At 71.5% G+C, this 15,553-nt stretch carries 18 protein-coding genes; 16 read left to right on the top strand and 2 right to left on the bottom strand.

The features are described 5' to 3' along the window. The first annotated feature begins 1 nt into the window (after position 1). The 12 genes from pyrG to der all read left to right on the top strand — a co-directional run bounded on the left by pyrG (position 2) and on the right by der (position 11,619). Positions 2–1,696 carry a CTP synthase gene (gene pyrG / locus QUC20_RS13040; protein WP_120264523.1) on the top strand — a complete coding sequence of 565 codons (1,695 nt, stop codon included), beginning with the start codon at positions 2–4 and terminating at the stop codon, positions 1,694–1,696. Further along, complete coding sequence (locus tag QUC20_RS13035) at positions 1,689–2,255, top strand: NUDIX domain-containing protein (RefSeq protein ID WP_120264524.1); 567 nt, start codon at positions 1,689–1,691, stop codon at positions 2,253–2,255. The genes pyrG and QUC20_RS13035 overlap by 8 nt, the downstream gene beginning before the upstream one ends. 5 nt (positions 2,256–2,260) lie before the next feature. Then, the gene (xerD, locus tag QUC20_RS13030) at positions 2,261–3,184 is read left to right on the top strand and encodes a site-specific tyrosine recombinase XerD (protein WP_289330153.1); all 924 of its coding nucleotides are present in this window, start codon (positions 2,261–2,263) and stop codon (positions 3,182–3,184) included. Positions 3,185–3,234: 50 nt separating this feature from the next. After that, a complete protein-coding gene (locus QUC20_RS13025; protein ID WP_289330152.1) occupies positions 3,235–4,311 on the top strand; it encodes a hypothetical protein in 1,077 nt (358 codons plus the stop codon). A 92-nt stretch (positions 4,312–4,403) separates the two neighbouring features. Beyond that, positions 4,404–5,045, top strand: coding sequence for a vitamin K epoxide reductase family protein (locus QUC20_RS13020; RefSeq protein ID WP_120264527.1), 642 nt, complete (start codon positions 4,404–4,406; stop codon positions 5,043–5,045). 160 nt (positions 5,046–5,205) lie between these two features. After that, on the top strand, positions 5,206–6,090 hold the full coding sequence (locus QUC20_RS13015; protein WP_120264528.1) for a ParA family protein: 885 nt from the start codon (positions 5,206–5,208) through the stop codon (positions 6,088–6,090). Next, complete coding sequence (locus QUC20_RS13010; protein ID WP_120264529.1) at positions 6,074–6,922, top strand: segregation and condensation protein A; 849 nt, start codon at positions 6,074–6,076, stop codon at positions 6,920–6,922. Before QUC20_RS13015 ends, QUC20_RS13010 begins: the two co-directional genes overlap by 17 nt. Next, entirely contained in the window at positions 6,912–7,505 is a 594-nt protein-coding gene (scpB, locus tag QUC20_RS13005) for an SMC-Scp complex subunit ScpB (RefSeq protein ID WP_120264530.1), read from the top strand. Before QUC20_RS13010 ends, scpB begins: the two co-directional genes overlap by 11 nt. After that, positions 7,502–8,278, top strand: coding sequence for a pseudouridine synthase (locus QUC20_RS13000; RefSeq protein WP_120264531.1), 777 nt, complete (start codon positions 7,502–7,504; stop codon positions 8,276–8,278). The genes scpB and QUC20_RS13000 overlap by 4 nt, the downstream gene beginning before the upstream one ends. After that, complete coding sequence (locus tag QUC20_RS12995; RefSeq protein WP_289330151.1) at positions 8,275–9,402, top strand: prephenate dehydrogenase; 1,128 nt, start codon at positions 8,275–8,277, stop codon at positions 9,400–9,402. Before QUC20_RS13000 ends, QUC20_RS12995 begins: the two co-directional genes overlap by 4 nt. After that, the gene (gene cmk, locus QUC20_RS12990) at positions 9,395–10,093 is read left to right on the top strand and encodes a (d)CMP kinase (protein WP_289330150.1); all 699 of its coding nucleotides are present in this window, start codon (positions 9,395–9,397) and stop codon (positions 10,091–10,093) included. The genes QUC20_RS12995 and cmk overlap by 8 nt, the downstream gene beginning before the upstream one ends. Beyond that, positions 10,093–11,619: a ribosome biogenesis GTPase Der gene (gene der, locus QUC20_RS12985; protein WP_120264534.1), complete on the top strand. Its 1,527-nt coding sequence runs from the start codon at positions 10,093–10,095 to the stop codon at positions 11,617–11,619. The genes cmk and der overlap by 1 nt, the downstream gene beginning before the upstream one ends. 102 nt (positions 11,620–11,721) lie before the next feature. On the opposite strand, the gene QUC20_RS12980 is transcribed toward der, so the two are convergent. Then, a complete protein-coding gene (locus QUC20_RS12980; protein ID WP_289330149.1) occupies positions 11,722–12,141 on the bottom strand; it encodes a GNAT family N-acetyltransferase in 420 nt (139 codons plus the stop codon). Positions 12,142–12,233: 92 nt separating this feature from the next. On the opposite strand from QUC20_RS12980, the gene QUC20_RS12975 reads away from it, so the two are divergent. After that, positions 12,234–13,124, top strand: coding sequence for an NUDIX domain-containing protein (locus tag QUC20_RS12975; RefSeq protein WP_289330148.1), 891 nt, complete (start codon positions 12,234–12,236; stop codon positions 13,122–13,124). After that, positions 13,121–13,528 carry a DUF2809 domain-containing protein gene (locus tag QUC20_RS12970; RefSeq protein ID WP_259455363.1) on the top strand — a complete coding sequence of 136 codons (408 nt, stop codon included), beginning with the start codon at positions 13,121–13,123 and terminating at the stop codon, positions 13,526–13,528. Before QUC20_RS12975 ends, QUC20_RS12970 begins: the two co-directional genes overlap by 4 nt. Here QUC20_RS12970 and QUC20_RS12965 read toward each other — a convergent pair. After that, the gene (locus QUC20_RS12965) at positions 13,461–14,144 is read right to left on the bottom strand and encodes a TetR family transcriptional regulator (RefSeq protein WP_289330147.1); all 684 of its coding nucleotides are present in this window, start codon (positions 14,142–14,144) and stop codon (positions 13,461–13,463) included. The genes QUC20_RS12970 and QUC20_RS12965 overlap by 68 nt on opposite strands. Before the next feature lie 51 nt (positions 14,145–14,195). Here QUC20_RS12965 and QUC20_RS12960 point away from each other — a divergent pair, with 51 nt between their 5' ends. Next, entirely contained in the window at positions 14,196–14,837 is a 642-nt protein-coding gene (locus tag QUC20_RS12960) for a biotin transporter BioY (RefSeq protein WP_289330146.1), read from the top strand. Further along, positions 14,834–15,553 carry an energy-coupling factor ABC transporter ATP-binding protein gene (locus QUC20_RS12955; protein WP_289330145.1) on the top strand — a complete coding sequence of 240 codons (720 nt, stop codon included), beginning with the start codon at positions 14,834–14,836 and terminating at the stop codon, positions 15,551–15,553. The genes QUC20_RS12960 and QUC20_RS12955 overlap by 4 nt, the downstream gene beginning before the upstream one ends.

The raw sequence follows: 15,553 nt of genomic DNA, 5'->3' as shown, positions 1-15,553 counted from the left end.
CGTGACGGACACTCATCGCGCGGCCTCTTCCCAGAACACCACCAAGCAGATCTTCGTGACCGGTGGTGTGGTCTCTTCTCTCGGTAAGGGACTGACCGCCGCGAGTCTCGGCAACCTCCTCACCGCACGCGGTCTCCGCGTCGTGATGCAGAAGCTCGACCCGTACCTGAACGTCGACCCGGGCACGATGAACCCCTTCCAGCACGGTGAGGTCTTCGTCACCGACGACGGCGCCGAGACCGACCTCGACATCGGGCACTACGAGCGCTTCCTCGACATCGAGCTCACGCAGGCGGCCAACGTCACGACCGGGCAGATCTACTCGCAGGTCATCGCCAAGGAGCGCCGCGGCGAGTACCTCGGCGACACCGTCCAGGTCATCCCGCACATCACCGACGAGATCAAGCGCCGGATGCGGCTGCAGGCGACCGAGGAACCCCGCCCGGACGTCATCATCACCGAGGTCGGCGGCACCGTCGGCGACATCGAGTCGCAGCCCTTCCTCGAAGCCGCCCGCCAGCTGCGTCACGAGCTCGGCCGCGACAACGTGTTCTTCGTGCACGTCTCGCTTGTACCGTTCATGGGAGCCTCGGGCGAGCAGAAGACGAAGCCGACTCAGCACTCGGTCGCAGCCCTCCGCCAGGTCGGCATCCAGCCCGACGCCCTCGTGCTGCGCAGCGACCGTCCCGTCAGCGAGAGCAACCGCAACAAGATCGCGCTCATGTGCGACGTCGACGTCGAGGGCGTCGTGAACACCGTCGACCTGCCGAGCATCTACGACATCCCCTCGACCCTCAACGACCAGGGCCTCGACGCCTACATCACGCGCCGACTCGGGCTCGCCGAGAAGGCCGACGACGTCGACTGGACGCGGTGGAGCAAGGTCCTCGACGCCGTCCACAACCCCAAGCACGAGGTCACGATCGGCCTCGTCGGGAAGTACATCGACCTGCCCGACGCATATCTGTCGGTCACCGAAGCCCTCAAGGCCGGCGGCTTCGCGCAGGAGACCAAGGTCAACGTCACCTGGATCCCTTCCGACCTGTGCGAGACGCCGGAGGGGGCCGAGAAGGCTCTCGCGAGCATCGACGGCATCGTCGTGCCCGGCGGCTTCGGCATCCGCGGCATCGAGGGCAAGCTCGGCGCACTGAAGTTCGCGCGCGAACAGGGCATCCCCACGCTGGGCATCTGCCTGGGCCTGCAGTGCATGGTCATCGAGTACGCGCGCAACATGGCGGGCCTGTCGGGTGCGTCCTCGAGCGAGTTCGACCCGGAGACCGAGTTCCCGGTCATCGCGACGATGGCCGAGCAGGTCGACATCATCGCCGGCGGCGACCTCGGCGGCACGATGCGCCTGGGCCTGTACGAGGCCGACCTCGCCGAGGGCTCGCTCGCGGCCGAGGTGTACGGAGCCACGAAGGCCTCCGAGCGCCACCGCCACCGCTACGAGGTGAACAACCGGTACCGCGACCAGATCGCCGAGGCCGGACTGGTCTTCTCGGGCCTGTCACCCGACCGCAACCTCGTCGAGTACGTCGAGCTGCCGCGTGACGTGCACCCGTACTACATCGCGACGCAGGCCCACCCCGAGCTGCGGTCGCGCCCGACCGAGGCGAACCCGCTCTTCCGCGGGCTGGTCGCCGCCGCCCTCGACCGGCACCGCGCGAGCGAGCTGTTCGAGGTCGAGGATGCCTGAGCTGCGCGACGAACCCGTCGAGCCCGAGGTCGTCTCGAGCGAGCTCGTCTACTCCGGCCACGTCTGGGACGTGCGGAGTGAGACGGTGCGTTTCGGCGACGGCGAGATCACCCGCCAGTTCGTCGATCACCCCGGGGCTGCGGCCGTCGTCGCGATCGACGACGAGGAGCGCGTGGTGCTGATCCAGCAGTACCGGCATCCGATCCGTCACCGCGACTGGGAGATCCCCGCCGGGCTGCTCGACGTCGCCGGCGAACCGCCGATCGAGACCGCCCGGCGGGAACTCGCCGAAGAGGTCGACCTGGTGGCCGAGTCGCTCGAGCCGCTCGTCAGCATCTTCACGACGCCCGGGGGCAACGACGAGATCATCCACGTCTTCCTCGCCCGCGGACTCCGTCCGGCACCGAGCGCTTACGAGCGCGAGGACGAGGAGGCCGACATGCGCGTCGAGCGCGTGCCGTTGACGGAGGTCGTCGACGGCGTGCTCGCGGGACGGTTCCGAAACGGCATCCTGGCGACGGGCGTGCTCGCGGCGGCCGAACGGCTGCGTCGGGGCTGACGGACGTGCGGCTCGACCGCGCCGTCGCGGCGTACCTGCGACACATCTCGGTCGAACGCGGACTGTCGGCGCACACCGTCGCGGCCTATCGCCGCGACCTCGACGCGTACACCGTGTGGCTCGACGGGCAGGGCATCGACGAGACGTCGGAGATCACGGCGGAGGTCGTGACGCGGTTCGCGGAAGAAGCGGCGTCCGCCGACCCGCCGCCGGCGGCGACGTCGCTGGCGCGGCTGCAGTCGTCGCTGCGGGGACTGCACCGCTTCCTGGCCCGCGAAGGCATCGTCGACGCGGACCCGACGCAGCGGCTGCGCCCGCCCAAGACGCCGCGGCGCCTCCCGAAGGCGCTGACGATCGATCAGGTCGAACGGCTGCTCGACGCCGCGGGCCCCACGCCGGGCGATGTCGCGGCGACCGACCTCGCCGCGTTGCGGGATCGAGCGCTGCTCGAGCTGCTGTACGCGACCGGCGCCCGGGTGTCGGAGATCGTGCAGCTGGATGTCGACGACCTCGCCCTCGGCGACGTGCTGCGCGTTCGAGGCAAGGGCGCGAAGGAGCGGATCGTGCCGGTCGGCTCGTACGCTCGCGCCGCGGTCGAGGCCTACCTCGCGCGGGCGCGGCCGGAGCTCTCCCGGCGCGGACGGGCGACGCCCCGGCTGTTCCTCGGGGTGCGCGGTGCTCCGCTGTCGCGGCAGAGCGCGTGGCTGATCATGCAGCAGGCGGCCGAGCGCGCTGAGCTGGCGGCCCATGTGTCACCGCACACCCTCCGGCATTCGTTCGCGACGCACCTGCTGCAAGGCGGAGCCGACGTGCGTGTCGTGCAGGAACTGCTCGGGCACGCCTCGGTGGCGACGACCCAGATCTACACGCACGTCACGGTCGACGCGCTGCGAGAGATCTACGCGACCTCTCATCCCCGCGCGCGCTGAGACGCGCGCGGGCGAACGGCCCCGCAGCCCCGGCACGGCAGGATGGGAACATGAGCAGCGGCGCATCCCGGGACGACGCCGGAGCCACCCCGTTCGGCACCGAGGCGCTCACGGCGCCGCTCCCCGAGCCCGGGGAAGCGGGGCTCCGTGGCGAAGCGGGGCGGGGCGCCTCACGGATGGTCGCCGCGCGGGCGATGTTCGTCTCGGCGGTGCTGGTGCTCGGGGCGGGCGTGCTCGCGTTGCTCTTCGTCCTCTCCGTCCAATCGATCGCGGGCGGCTCGGGCCTGTCGTGGGCGACCATCGTGATCGCGGCGGTGATGGTGCTGCCACTCGCGGTGAGTCGCTTCGACGGGATGCGTCGCGCCCGGCAGGAGGCGGACGCCGCGTTGTACCGTCTGGAACGGTTCGCGACAGCGAACCGGCTCGACCTGCGCCACCGCGAGGACGACCCGCCGGAGAGCGCGACCGTCTTCGGCCTCGGCAAGCGCCGGATGGCGACCGCGGTCGTGACGGGGAGCGAGCCGCGCCCGTTCCGCTCGGCGGACTACGCGTTCGACACGTGGATCGGCCGCTACCGGATGCCGCGCTCACTGACGTACCTCCGCGTCGGCATCGCGACCGAGCTGCCGCGGGCGAGCCTGGTGGCGGTGCACGCGCCGGGCGCGCCGTCCTGGCGGCCGCCCGAAGGCCAGGAGCGGATCGAGATCGGTGGCGGGTTCGACGAGCACTTCGGCGTCTGGTGTGCGCCCGCGGATGGCGACGGTGTCCGACGGATGCTCACGCCGTCCGTGCGCGCCGGCCTGGCGGCGGTGGCGCCCGATGTGGACGTCGAGACCGCCGGACGCCACGTGTACTTCCTCTCGCGCGGCGCGCTGCCGCGGTGGACCGCCCCGTTCTGGCGCTGGACCGAGGACCTGCTCGCGGTCGCCGCGCGTATCGAGGATGCCGCGGACCCTCATCCGGAGCCGTCGCCGGGCGGGGCGCTGCGCAGCACCGACGCGGAACGGGCCGAGACGCGAGCATACCTGTTCACCCGGCCCGCGGTCGGTCGCCCCGCGGCCATCGGCTGCCTGCTGCCCCTCGTCTTCGGGGTCGTCGCCGGTCTGCTCACGGCGACCTGGCGCTGAGGCTGAGACCGGTCTTCGCGGCATCCAATCGCGTCGGTTTTTCCTGGCACGGGGCAGCCCCGACCACGGGGCGAACACCGCAGGCTGACCTCATGCCCACCACAGCATCCGTCGACGCCGCAGCATCCGACGACGCCGCAGCATCGGCACGCGACATCCGGCCCGGTCCCGCGCTCGCCGTCGTCTGGATCGTCGTCGGCATCGCGGGGTGGGTCGTGTCGTTCCTGCTCTACCACGAGTACATCGGGCAGCTGACGGGCGGCGAGGCCATGATCTCGTGCGACATCAGCCCCGTCGTCACCTGCGGGCCCAACCTGCTGAGCCCCGGCGGGAACCTGCTCGGATTCAGCAACTCCATCATCGGGATCGTGCTCTTCCCGGGGGCGGTCTTCGCGGGGGTCTCGGCCCTTGCCGCGCCGGCCGGGCTTCGTCCCTGGTACTGGCGGGTGTACGCCGGCTTCGTCGCGGCGGCGTTCGTGCTCGTCCACGTCTTCGCCTACCGCAGCGTGTTCGAGTACGGCTCGCTGTGCCCGTGGTGCATGGTCGTGTGGCTCGTGACGATCCCGCTCTTCTGGGCGACCATCGGCTGGACGCTGCGCGAGGGAGTCTGGGGGAGCGCGCCGCAGCGCGTCGGGGCGCTGCTGCTGTCGTGGACCCCGCTCGTCGTCGTGACCGACTACCTCGTCATCGCGGTGGCCGCGCAGGTGCGGCTCGACGTCCTCGGCAGCCTCTGAGTCCTCGGCCCGGGGCGATACATTCGTCGGAACCTCGGTGCTGGTGTCGCTTCCGGCGCCCGTCGAGGGAACTTCCGCCCCGCGCGTCCGACGAACGTATCGGCTCGCGCCGGGTGCCTGTGCGAGAATCGATCGCACGCTACGGAAAGCAGGAGTCTCGGTGACGGACAAGTCGCGGAAGGCCGGGAAGGCCCCCACGGAGGACACCCCGATCGGACCCACCGGTCGGCCATACCGAGGTTTCCCGACCCCGCCGAAGCTCGACGGTCACGGCCCCGCGCGCATCATCGCCCTGTGCAACCAGAAGGGCGGCGTCGGCAAGACCACGACGACGATCAACCTCGCCGCATCCCTCGCCGAGTACGGACGCAAGGTTCTCGCCGTCGACTTCGACCCGCAGGGCGCGCTGTCGGCGGGCCTGGGCATCGCCACGCACGACGTCCCGACGATCTACGACCTGCTGCTCGACACCAAGCGCGACGCCCACGAGGTCATCGTGCCGACCTCGGTACCGGGTCTCGACGTCATCCCCGCGAATATCGATCTCTCGGCGGCCGAGGTGCACCTCGTCAACGAGGTCGCCCGCGAGACGATCCTGGCGCGCGTGCTGCGCGGCGTCTCGGCCGAGTACGACGTCATCCTCATCGACTGCCAGCCCTCGCTCGGGCTGCTCACGGTCAATGCGCTGACGGCGAGCCACGGCGTCCTCATCCCGCTCGAGTGCGAGTTCTTCGCGTTGCGCGGTGTCGCACTGCTGATCGAGACGATCGAGAAGGTGCGCGACCGGCTCAACCCGTCCATCGAGCTCGACGGCGTCCTCGCGACGATGTACGACCCGCGCACGCTGCATTCGCGCGAGGTGCTCGAGCGCGTCGTGGAGGCCTTCGGCGACGACGTGCTCGAGACCGTCATCGGGCGCACCGTGAAGTTCCCCGACGCGTCGGTCGCGGGAGTGCCGATCATCACGTTCGCGCCGGAGCATCAGGCCGCGCAGGCCTACCTGCGTCTCGCGCGGGAGCTCGTCGCCCGTGGCGCCGTCGCCTGACGGGCTCGCCGATGCCGCCGAGCCGGCCGAGCCCGACGCGGGCGATCCGAGCGGTCCCGGCTTCCGGGTCTCGCTGACGAACTTCGACGGGCCGTTCGACCTGCTCCTCAACCTCATCGGCAAGCACGAGCTCGACATCACCGAAGTCTCGCTGAGCAAGGTCACCGACGAGTTCATCGGCTACCTGCGCGGGCTGGAGCCCGAGGAGCTCGACGCCGCCTCGGAGTTCCTGGTGGTCGCCGCGACGCTGCTCGACATGAAGGTCGCCGGCCTCCTGCCGCAGGGCGAGCTCATCGACGCCGAGTCGGTCGCGCTGCTCGAGGCGCGCGACCTGCTGTTCGCCCGGCTGCTGCAGTACCGCGCGTTCAAACAGGTCGCCGGCTGGTTCGCCGAGCGCATCGTCGCCGAGGACCGGCGTCACACCCGCTCGGCGCGCCTCGACGAGAAGTATCGCGCAGCCGCCCCGGAGCTCGTGTGGACGCTGAGCCCCGACGACTTCGCGGCGCTCGCTACGCTCGCCTTCGCGCCGAAGGAGATCCCCGTCGTGGGTCTGGACCACCTGCACGCACCGCTCGTGTCGATCCGTGAACAGGCGGCGGTCGTCGTGACGTTGCTCCGCGGCGCGGGTACCCTGAACTTCCGCGAGCTCATCGCGGGCGTCACGCAGCCCGGCGTCGTCGTGGCCCGCTTCATCGCCGTGCTCGAGCTCTACCGCCACGCGGCGCTGTCGTTCGAGCAGCTCGAGCCGCTCGGCGAGCTGACGCTGCGCTGGACCGCCGACCGTTGGTCCGAGGAGAACCTCGCCACGCTGGGAGCCGATTATGACCGATGACCCGACACCGACCGTGGCCACGCCGATCACAGACGTCGCGCGTCGGCTGGAGGCGATCCTGCTGATCGTCGACGAGCCGCAGAGCCTCGTCGCGCTCGCCGCCGCCGTCGGCGCGCCCGTCGCTGCCGTCCGCCAGGCGGTCGCCGGTCTCGTCGCCGATTACGACGGCGAGGCGGGTGGCCCGCGTCGCGGCTTCGAGCTGCGCGAGGTGGGCGGCGGCTGGCGCATGTACGTGCGCGCCGAACACGACGCTCTCGTGAGCGAGTTCGTCAACACGCAGGCGCCCTCGCGCCTGTCGCAGGCGGCGCTCGAGACGCTCGCGGTCATCGCGTACAAGCAGCCCGTGTCACGCAGCCAGGTGGCTTCGATCCGTGCCGTCAACGTCGACTCGGTCGTGCGCACCCTGCTCTCGCGCGGGCTGGTGACGGAGGTCGGGCACGATCCCGAGACGGGGGCGATCCTGTACGGCACCACCGACGCGCTGCTGGTCAATCTCGGCATCAACTCGCTCGACGAGCTGCCGCCCATCTCGCCGTTGCTCGACGACGGCGCCGACGGTTTCGAAGGAGAGGCGACGCGATGACGGATGCCGAAGGAGTACGCCTGCAGAAGGTCCTCGCCAACGCGGGGGTGGCGTCGCGCCGCGTGTGCGAGCAGCTGATCGTCGAGGGTCGTGTTCGTGTCAACGGCACGACCGTGACCGAGCTCGGCAGCCGGATCGACCCGACCGTCGACATCGTCGACGTCGACGGCACCGCCGTGCAGCTCGACACGACGAAGCGCTACGTGATGCTGAACAAGCCGACCGGTGTCGTCAGCTCGATGAAGGACGAGAAGGGCCGGGCCGACCTGCGCCGGTTCACGAAGGACTGGGACGAGCGCCTCTACAACGTGGGCCGCCTGGATGCCGAGACGAGTGGTCTGCTCGTGCTCACCAACGACGGCGAGCTCGCCCATGTCCTCGCCCACCCCTCCTTCGGGGTGACGAAGGTCTATATCGCGAAGGTGCGCGGGCGCGTGACGCCGCAGACGATCGCGCGCTTGACGAAGGGCGTCGACCTCGACGACGGTCCCATCGCCGCGGACAAGGCGCGACTGCTCGACACCTCCGGCGAGACGAGTCTGGTGGAGCTCACGCTGCACTCGGGGCGCAACCGCATCGTCCGACGCATGATGGCCGAGGTCGGGCATCCGGTTCTCGAGCTGGTGCGGCGCCAGTTCGGGCCGCTCCACCTGGGAACCCTCCCGGCGGGACGCGCCCGGGAGTTGACTACAGTGGAACGCGGTGCGCTGCTGACGCTCTCGCGCAGCGCCGACGGTGCCCCCGAGCACCCGACTTCTCCGGAGAACCCGTGACCGATTCCTCGCTCGATCCCGTGCGCCCCGGCCGTGCTGCACGCACGGCCGGTACCGTGCGTATCGTCGGCGCGGGCCTGCTCGGCTCGAGCATCGGTCACGCGCTTCGCCTGCTCGGCGTCGACGTCGCCCTCGACGACGCCTCGCCGGCTCAGCTGCGGCTCGCCGTCGACTACGGCGCCGGGCGCCTCGCGGCACCGGATGACCGCCCCGTGCTCGTCGTGGTCGCCGTGCCCCCGGATGTCACGGCGGATGTCGTCGAGCGCGAGCTGCGCTCCCACCCCGGCGTCGTCGTGACGGATGTCGCGAGCGTCAAGCTCGAGCCCTACCTCGAGCTGCGCAAGCGCGGCGTCGACCTCACGCATTACATCGGTTCGCACCCGCTCGCCGGCCGTGAGCGGGGCGGGGCGATCTCGGCTCGCGCCGACATCTTCGTCGGACGGCCCTGGGTCGTGTGCCGCGACGAGGAGACGCGCGCTTCCGACCTCGCCGTCGTCGAGGGGCTCGCCCTGGATCTGGGTGCGATGCCGCTCGAGATGACCCCGCACGAGCACGACGAGGCCGTCGCGCTGACCTCGCACGTTCCGCAGCTGGTCGCGAGTCTGCTCGCCGGACGCTTCGTCGCGGCTCCCGAGGGATCGCTGCGCCTGACGGGCCAGGGCGTGCGCGACACGACGCGCATCGCCGCATCCGCCCCCGAACTGTGGGTGCAGATCCTCGGCGCCAACGCCGCGCCCGTCGTGGCCGTGCTCGACGACCTGGCCGGTGACCTGCGGGCGGTGGCCGACGCACTGCGCGACCCGGCGGCGCCCGGTGCTCGTCGTGCGCTCGCCGACACGATCCGCCGCGGCAATGAGGGCGTCGAGCGCCTGCCCGGCAAACACGGGCAGAACCGCCGGTTCGAGCAGATCGTCGTGCGCGTCGACGACACGGCGGGCCAGCTCGGTCGGCTGTTCGGCGATCTCGGCGAGCTCGGAGTGAACATCGAGGACCTCCGCCTCGAGCATTCCCCGGGCGCGCAGTTCGGGCTCGCGGAGCTGAGCGTCGTCCCCAGTGCCGTCCACGAAGCCGTCGCCGGGCTCGAGAAGCGCGGCTGGAAGATCGCGAGCGTCCCCCATGCCTGAGTCGCATCCCGCCCCTGAGTCGTTTCCCGTGACCGTCGCGATCGACGGGCCTGCCGGCAGCGGCAAGTCGAGCGTGTCGAAGCAGGTCGCCCGCGTGCTCGGCTACGGCTTCCTCGACACCGGCGCCGCCTATCGTGCGCTCGCCTGGCACGTGCTCGCGGACGGTGGCGACACGGCCGACGCGGATGCCGTCGTGCGCGCCCTCGACGACTTCGACTACGCGATCTCCCTCGATCCCGACGACCACTGGGTCCGCGTCGGCGATGTCTTCGTGACCGACGACATCCGTGAGCCGCGCGTCTCGGCGGCCGTCAGCGGCGTCGCGCGCGTGCCCGAGGTGCGCGAGCGCGTGAACGTGCTGTTCCGTGCGCTCGTCGCGGCATCCGGCGCGAGCGGCGTCATCGTCGAGGGGCGCGACATCACCACCGTGGTCTTTCCCGATGCGCCCGTGCGCATCCTGCTGACCGCCAGCCCCGAGGTGCGCGCCGCGCGCCGCAGCGCCGAGCTCACGGGAGAGGATGCCGCGGCTGTCGCCGAGGCGCTCCACCGCCGTGACGCGTCGGACTCGCAGGTCGTCGACTTCCTCACCGCCGCACCCGGCGTCGTGGTTGTCGACTCGACCGATTTGGACTTCGATCGGACCGTGGACGCCGTCATCGACGTCGTGCGCACCGCGACAGGAGAGAACTGATGGCTACCACCGACGACGAGTACGAGGGCGGTCCCGACCAGCTCGAGGAGAAGCTCGCGAACCTCGACGAGCATCTCGCCGACCAGCGGGCGGCGGCGCTGCGCGCATCGCTCGCCGACTACGAGCTCGATGACGACGACACCGAGCTGCTGGCCGGCTTCACGGCGGGCGGTGAGGTCGTGGAGGTGCTCCCCGCGCTGCCGGTCGTCGCGATCGTGGGCCGCCCGAACGTCGGCAAGTCCGCGCTCGTGAACCGCATCCTGGGCCGCCGCGAAGCGGTCGTGGAAGACACCCCCGGCGTCACGCGCGACCGGGTCAGCTACAAGGCCGAGTGGCTCGACCGCCGCTTCACGCTCGTCGACACCGGCGGCTGGGAGCCCGACGCGCGGGGCATCGACCGTTCGGTCGCCGCGCAGGCCGAGGTCGCCATCGACCTCGCGGACGTCGTGCTGTTCGTCGTCGACGCGATGGTGGGCGCCACCGCGACCGACGAGGCGGTCGTCCGACTGCTGCGCAAGTCCGACAAGCCCGTCTTCCTCATCGCGAACAAGATCGACGACGCTCGCCAAGAGCCCGAGGCCGCGGCGCTGTGGAACCTGGGCCTCGGCGAGCCGCACCCCGTCTCGGCCATCCACGGCCGCGGAGTCGCGGATCTTCTCGACGAGCTCATGAAGGTGCTTCCCGAGGTCTCGGCCGTCGCCAAGAACGAGCTCGGCGGCCCGCGTCGCGTGGCGATCCTCGGCCGGCCGAACGTCGGCAAGTCGTCGCTGCTGAACAAGGCGGCGGGCGAGGAGCGCGTCGTCGTGAACGACCTCGCGGGCACGACCCGCGACCCCGTCGACGAGGTCGTCGAGCTCGGCGGCAAGCTCTGGCGGCTCGTCGACACCGCCGGCATCCGTCGGCGGGTGCACCTGCAGCAGGGTGCCGACTTCTACGCATCGCTGCGCACGTCGGCGGCGCTCGAGAAGGCCGAGGTCGCCGTCGTCGTGCTCGATGTGACCGAGTCGATCAGCGTGCAGGACCTCAACATCATCGACCTCGTGCTCGAGTCGGGGCGCGCGCTCGTGCTCGCGTTCAACAAGTGGGACCGTCTCAACGACACCGACATGGACAACGCCGATCGCCGCCGCTACCTGGAGCGCGAGATCGAGCAGGATCTCGCGCACGTCACCTGGGCGCCGCGCGTCAACCTGTCGGCGCGCACCGGCCGTCACCTCGACAAGCTGGTGCCTGCTCTGGAGACCGCCCTGAAGTCGTGGGATCAGCGCATCCCCACGGGCAAGTTCAACGCGTTCCTCGCCGAGCTCGTCGCCGAGCACCCGCACCCGCTGCGCGGCGGCAAGCAGCCCCGCATCCTGTTCGGCACGCAGGCGTCGACCCGTCCGCCGACATTCGTGCTGTTCACGACGGGGTTCCTCGACCCGGGCTACCGCCGCTTCATCCAGCGCCGGCTGCGCGAGCTCTTCGGCTTCGAGGGCACGCCGATCGTCACCAACATGCGGGTGCGCGAGAAGCGTCAGCGCTGACCGTCTGAGCGGCCTTCACCTGGCAGTCCGCGCCCCCACGCATCGGTTTTGTGGGCGGGGACTGCCAGGTGAAGCGCCCGACGCGGGCCGAGGGCCGAGGATTCAGCGCTTGGCGGGCGATGCCCGGCGCACCATCGCCGTCTCGTCCGGCGTCTCGAAGCCGAACTCGGCGTAGAGGCTGTGCGCGTCGCGCGTGAACAGGGTCCAGCGGAAGTCGTGCCCCGGCCCGTCGTCGATCATGCGTCGCAGGATGCGGTGCGCGATGCCTGCGCCCTGGTGCTCGGCGACGACGAAGACATCGGCGAGGTAGGCGAAGCTCGCTCCGTCCGAGACCGCGCGGGCGAAGCCGACCTGCTCGCCGGTGTCGGCACGGTATGCCCCCACGAGCCGCCAGGCCGAGTCGAGCTGCGACTCGAGCACGGGGCGTTCGCGCCACCGGCCCCAGTAGGCCTGGGACGAGAGCCAGCGCCACACGAGGTCGCGCTGGATGCGGGCGGGTGCGTCATCGATCTCGTACTCCACGTCCCCATTGTGCGGCGACCTCCCGTCGCGCCCAGCCGGTAACACGATGCCAATCACGAGCCCGTGGACCGCGGCTGTGTCAGGCTGTGTGGATGACCGACGATCACGCCGCCGCCCCGCGCCCGCCGCACGGCCCGCGCGATCCCGGCGATGCGTGGGTCGTCGCCCCGTCGGGCGAGCGGTACTGGGGACGCTTCGGTGCCGCCGGTCTGCTGGCCGTCGATCCGGAGCGCGGCGTGCTGCTGCAGCACCGGGTGTCGTGGAGCCACTTCGGCGACACCTGGGGGCTGCCCGGTGGTGCTCGTCACGCGGGGGAGTCCGCGCGGGACGGCGCGCTGCGCGAATCCGCCGAAGAGGCGGGTGTGCCCGCGGATTCCGTCGCGCCGCGGTTCCTGTCGGTGCTCGATGTCGGCGTCTGGACCTACGGCACCCTCGTGGCCGATGTCACGACGCCGTTCCGCCCGGTGATCAGCGACCCCGAGAGCCGCGAGCTGGCGTGGGTCCCCATCGATGAGGTCGAGTCGTTCCCGCTTCATCCCGGCTTCGGCGCGTCGTGGCCTCGGCTGCGCGGCCTGCTCGCGGTGCGGCCGACCATCATCGTCGACGTCGCGAACGTGGTCGGCTCGGTTCCCGACGGCTGGTGGCGCGATCGCGCCGGCGCCGCCGACCGGCTGCTCGCCCAGGTGGCTGCTCTGGCCGAACGGGGGACGGATGCCGCCGCCCTCGATCTGCCGGAGGACACGTGGTTCCCGCGCATCGTGGCCGTCGTCGAGGGGCAGGCTCGCGACGTCGCGGCGCCCGTCGGCATCGACGTCCACCGGGCGCCGGCTGCAGGCGACGACGCGATCGTCGAGGCGGCGACGGCCGCGGTGGCCGCGGGCGACCGGGTCAGCGTCGTGACATCGGATCGCGAGCTGCGCGCGCGTGTGGAGGCCGCCGGGGCACGGGCCGTGTCGACATCGTGGCTTCGCGACCGCCTGTGACGACCATCCGGGCGCGGCGGTTGCTCGCGGCGCTGGCAGCGGTCGCGATCGTCACCGCCGGGCTCGTCGTCCACGGGCTTCTGCCCGACTCCGCCGCGACCGACATCGCGGGTGACGCCCTGTACGCCGTGCTGATCTACGTGCTCGTCGTCGTGCTCGTGCCGCGCGTGTCGGCGACGGTCGTCGCGGTGATCGCCGGGGGCTGGTGCATCGCCGTCGAGCTGCTGCAGCTGAGCGATCTGCCTGCCCGTGCGGCCGAGGCCTTCCCGCCCGCGGTCCTCGTGCTGGGCACGGTGTTCGACGCGCGCGACCTGCTCGTCTACGTCGTGTCGGTCGTCATCGCCGGGGCGCTGGATGCCGCGTGGCGCCGCCGTTCGCGGCATCCGGAGCATCCGCGCGGCTGAGGATGGTCGTCGTCGCCCCCGCGATGATGAGGTCGAGCGCCGCGGTGAACCCGTCGTCGTCGCCGTCGGCGACGCGCTCGGCCGACGCGGCCACGGTGCCCGCTGCAGCACCCCACGCGTCGGCGCTGCGCCGCTGCTGCTGGTGGAAGGTGAACCCGACGACGAAGTGGGTGATGGCGTCGGCGATGGTGTCGGCGAGCGACGCGGGTGCGCCGTGCTCGACCGCCACGGCGCGCAGCTGCGCATGCACGGGCGGTTCGACGAGCCCGAGCGCGAGCGAGCTGGAGACGACCTCCGCGCCGTCGCGGTACGCGAGCAAGCTGTCGTGCAGACGCAGGGCGAGGTCTCGCGCGGCGCCGTCGAGCGTCGTCGACGACGGCGCATCGGCCGCGGCGAGCGGTCGCAGGATGCGCCCGCTGACCGCGGCGAGCAGCTGCTGCTTGTTCTCGACGTGCCAGTACAGCGCGCTCGGCTGCACGCCGAGGTGCTCGGCGAGACGCCGCATCGACAGGTCGGGCAGCCCGACGCGGTCGAGCAGCTCGAGGGCGGCGTCGACGACGTCGTCGCGCGAGCGGCGTGGTGCTCGACTCGCGCGGTTTGAATCGTCGGCGATCATGGCGCTACTCTACCTGAACGTCGTTCACGTGAACGGTGTTCAGGAGGAATCATGCCCCGATCGACCCACGCGGCCCGTCCCGCATTCGACGCGACCGACCTCGCACGCGCAGCGGTCTTCGCCGCCCTCATCGCGGTGCTCGGTCTGCCGGGATCGTTCACGCTGTTCGGTGGTGTCCCCATCACGGCGCAGACGCTCGGTGTGATGCTGGCGGGCGCCGTGCTCGGGCCGGTGGTCGGCGCAGCATCGGTCGGCGCCCTCCTCGCCCTCGTCGCTGTCGGCCTCCCGCTCCTCGCGGGCGGCCGCGGAGGACTAGCGGTCTTCGTAGGCCCGACGGCGGGCTACCTGGTCGGATGGCTCGTCGGTGCCGTGGTCGTCGGGCTCATCGTCCACCTCGCGGGACGGCGCCCGGTATGGTGGCGAACCGTCGCGGGGCTCCTCGTCGGAGGCGTGCTGGTCGTCTACGCATTCGGCATCCCGGTCCAGAGCGCTGTGCTCCGACTTCCCATCGAGCAGGCTGCGCTCGCGAACCTGGCGTTCGTGCCGGGCGACATCGTCAAGGTCGTCGTCGCGACGCTGGTGGTGGGCGCGCTCGTGCGCGGCTACCCGCGGGCTTTCCGGCGCACGTGGGCGCCGCGCGCGGGCACTCGGGTGACCGACGATGCGCCGACGATGACCCCCACGTCGGCATGACGGCCGGGCGACCCCGCGCGACGGCCACGACGATCGGCGGCATCCGACTCGATGCCGCGACCGTGCGTCTCGGCGACGCTCAGGTGCTGGCACCCCTCACCCTCGATCTCGATGCCCGGACGATCGCGGTGGTCGGCGACAACGGGTCGGGCAAGTCGACGCTCGCCCGGCTCATCGGCGGGCTGGTGCGTCCGACGGGGGGAACGGTCCGGGTGCTCGGCTGCGACCCGGTGCGCGATGCGGCGGAGCTGCGACGTCGCGTCGCGATCGTCTTCAGCAACCCGGACGCGCAGATCGTCATGCCCACGGTCGCCGAGGACGTCGCCTTCTCGCTCCGCGGCGACGGTGCCTCCCGTGCCGAGCGCGCGGCGCGCGTCGGCCGAGCGCTCGAACGGTTCGGTCTGACCGACCTGCGCGATCACCCCGCCCACGAGCTGTCGGGCGGGCAGAAGCAGCTGCTCGCGCTTTGCGGCGCGTTCGTGCGCGAGCCCGAGCTCGTCGTCGCAGACGAGCCCACCGCATTCCTCGACGGGCGGAACGCCGCACGCATCGCGGGCCATCTCTTCAGCGACACCGGCCACCGGCTGCTTCTCGTGACCCACGACCTCGACCTCGCGCGGCGATGCGAGCTCGCCGTGCACGTGGCCGCGGGACGCGTCGTCGCGGCGGGTGACGCGTCCGAGGTCGTCGACGCGTACGCGAGGACATGGCGATGA

This window comes from Microbacterium arborescens (genome assembly GCF_030369635.1).
Lineage (GTDB): Bacteria > Actinomycetota > Actinomycetes > Actinomycetales > Microbacteriaceae > Microbacterium.
The sequence above is the reverse complement of the archived record's forward strand: the minus strand, read 5'-3'. Positions and strand labels throughout refer to the sequence as shown.

Excerpts from the sequence above, each read along its gene's own strand:
- QUC20_RS13025 (WP_289330152.1), top strand. The coding sequence starts at position 3,235 with ATGAGCAGCGGCGCATCCCGGGACGACGCCGGAGCCACCCCGTTCGGC.
- QUC20_RS12955 (WP_289330145.1), top strand. The coding sequence starts at position 14,834 with ATGACGGCCGGGCGACCCCGCGCGACGGCCACGACGATCGGCGGCATC.
- QUC20_RS12975 (WP_289330148.1), top strand. The coding sequence starts at position 12,234 with ATGACCGACGATCACGCCGCCGCCCCGCGCCCGCCGCACGGCCCGCGC.
- QUC20_RS13000 (WP_120264531.1), top strand. The coding sequence starts at position 7,502 with ATGACGGATGCCGAAGGAGTACGCCTGCAGAAGGTCCTCGCCAACGCG.
- QUC20_RS13020 (WP_120264527.1), top strand. The coding sequence starts at position 4,404 with ATGCCCACCACAGCATCCGTCGACGCCGCAGCATCCGACGACGCCGCA.
- QUC20_RS12960 (WP_289330146.1), top strand. The coding sequence starts at position 14,196 with ATGCCCCGATCGACCCACGCGGCCCGTCCCGCATTCGACGCGACCGAC.
- QUC20_RS12965 (WP_289330147.1), bottom strand. The coding sequence starts at position 14,144 with ATGATCGCCGACGATTCAAACCGCGCGAGTCGAGCACCACGCCGCTCG.
- der (WP_120264534.1), top strand. The coding sequence starts at position 10,093 with ATGGCTACCACCGACGACGAGTACGAGGGCGGTCCCGACCAGCTCGAG.
- cmk (WP_289330150.1), top strand. The coding sequence starts at position 9,395 with ATGCCTGAGTCGCATCCCGCCCCTGAGTCGTTTCCCGTGACCGTCGCG.
- scpB (WP_120264530.1), top strand. The coding sequence starts at position 6,912 with ATGACCGATGACCCGACACCGACCGTGGCCACGCCGATCACAGACGTC.
- QUC20_RS13035 (WP_120264524.1), top strand. The coding sequence starts at position 1,689 with ATGCCTGAGCTGCGCGACGAACCCGTCGAGCCCGAGGTCGTCTCGAGC.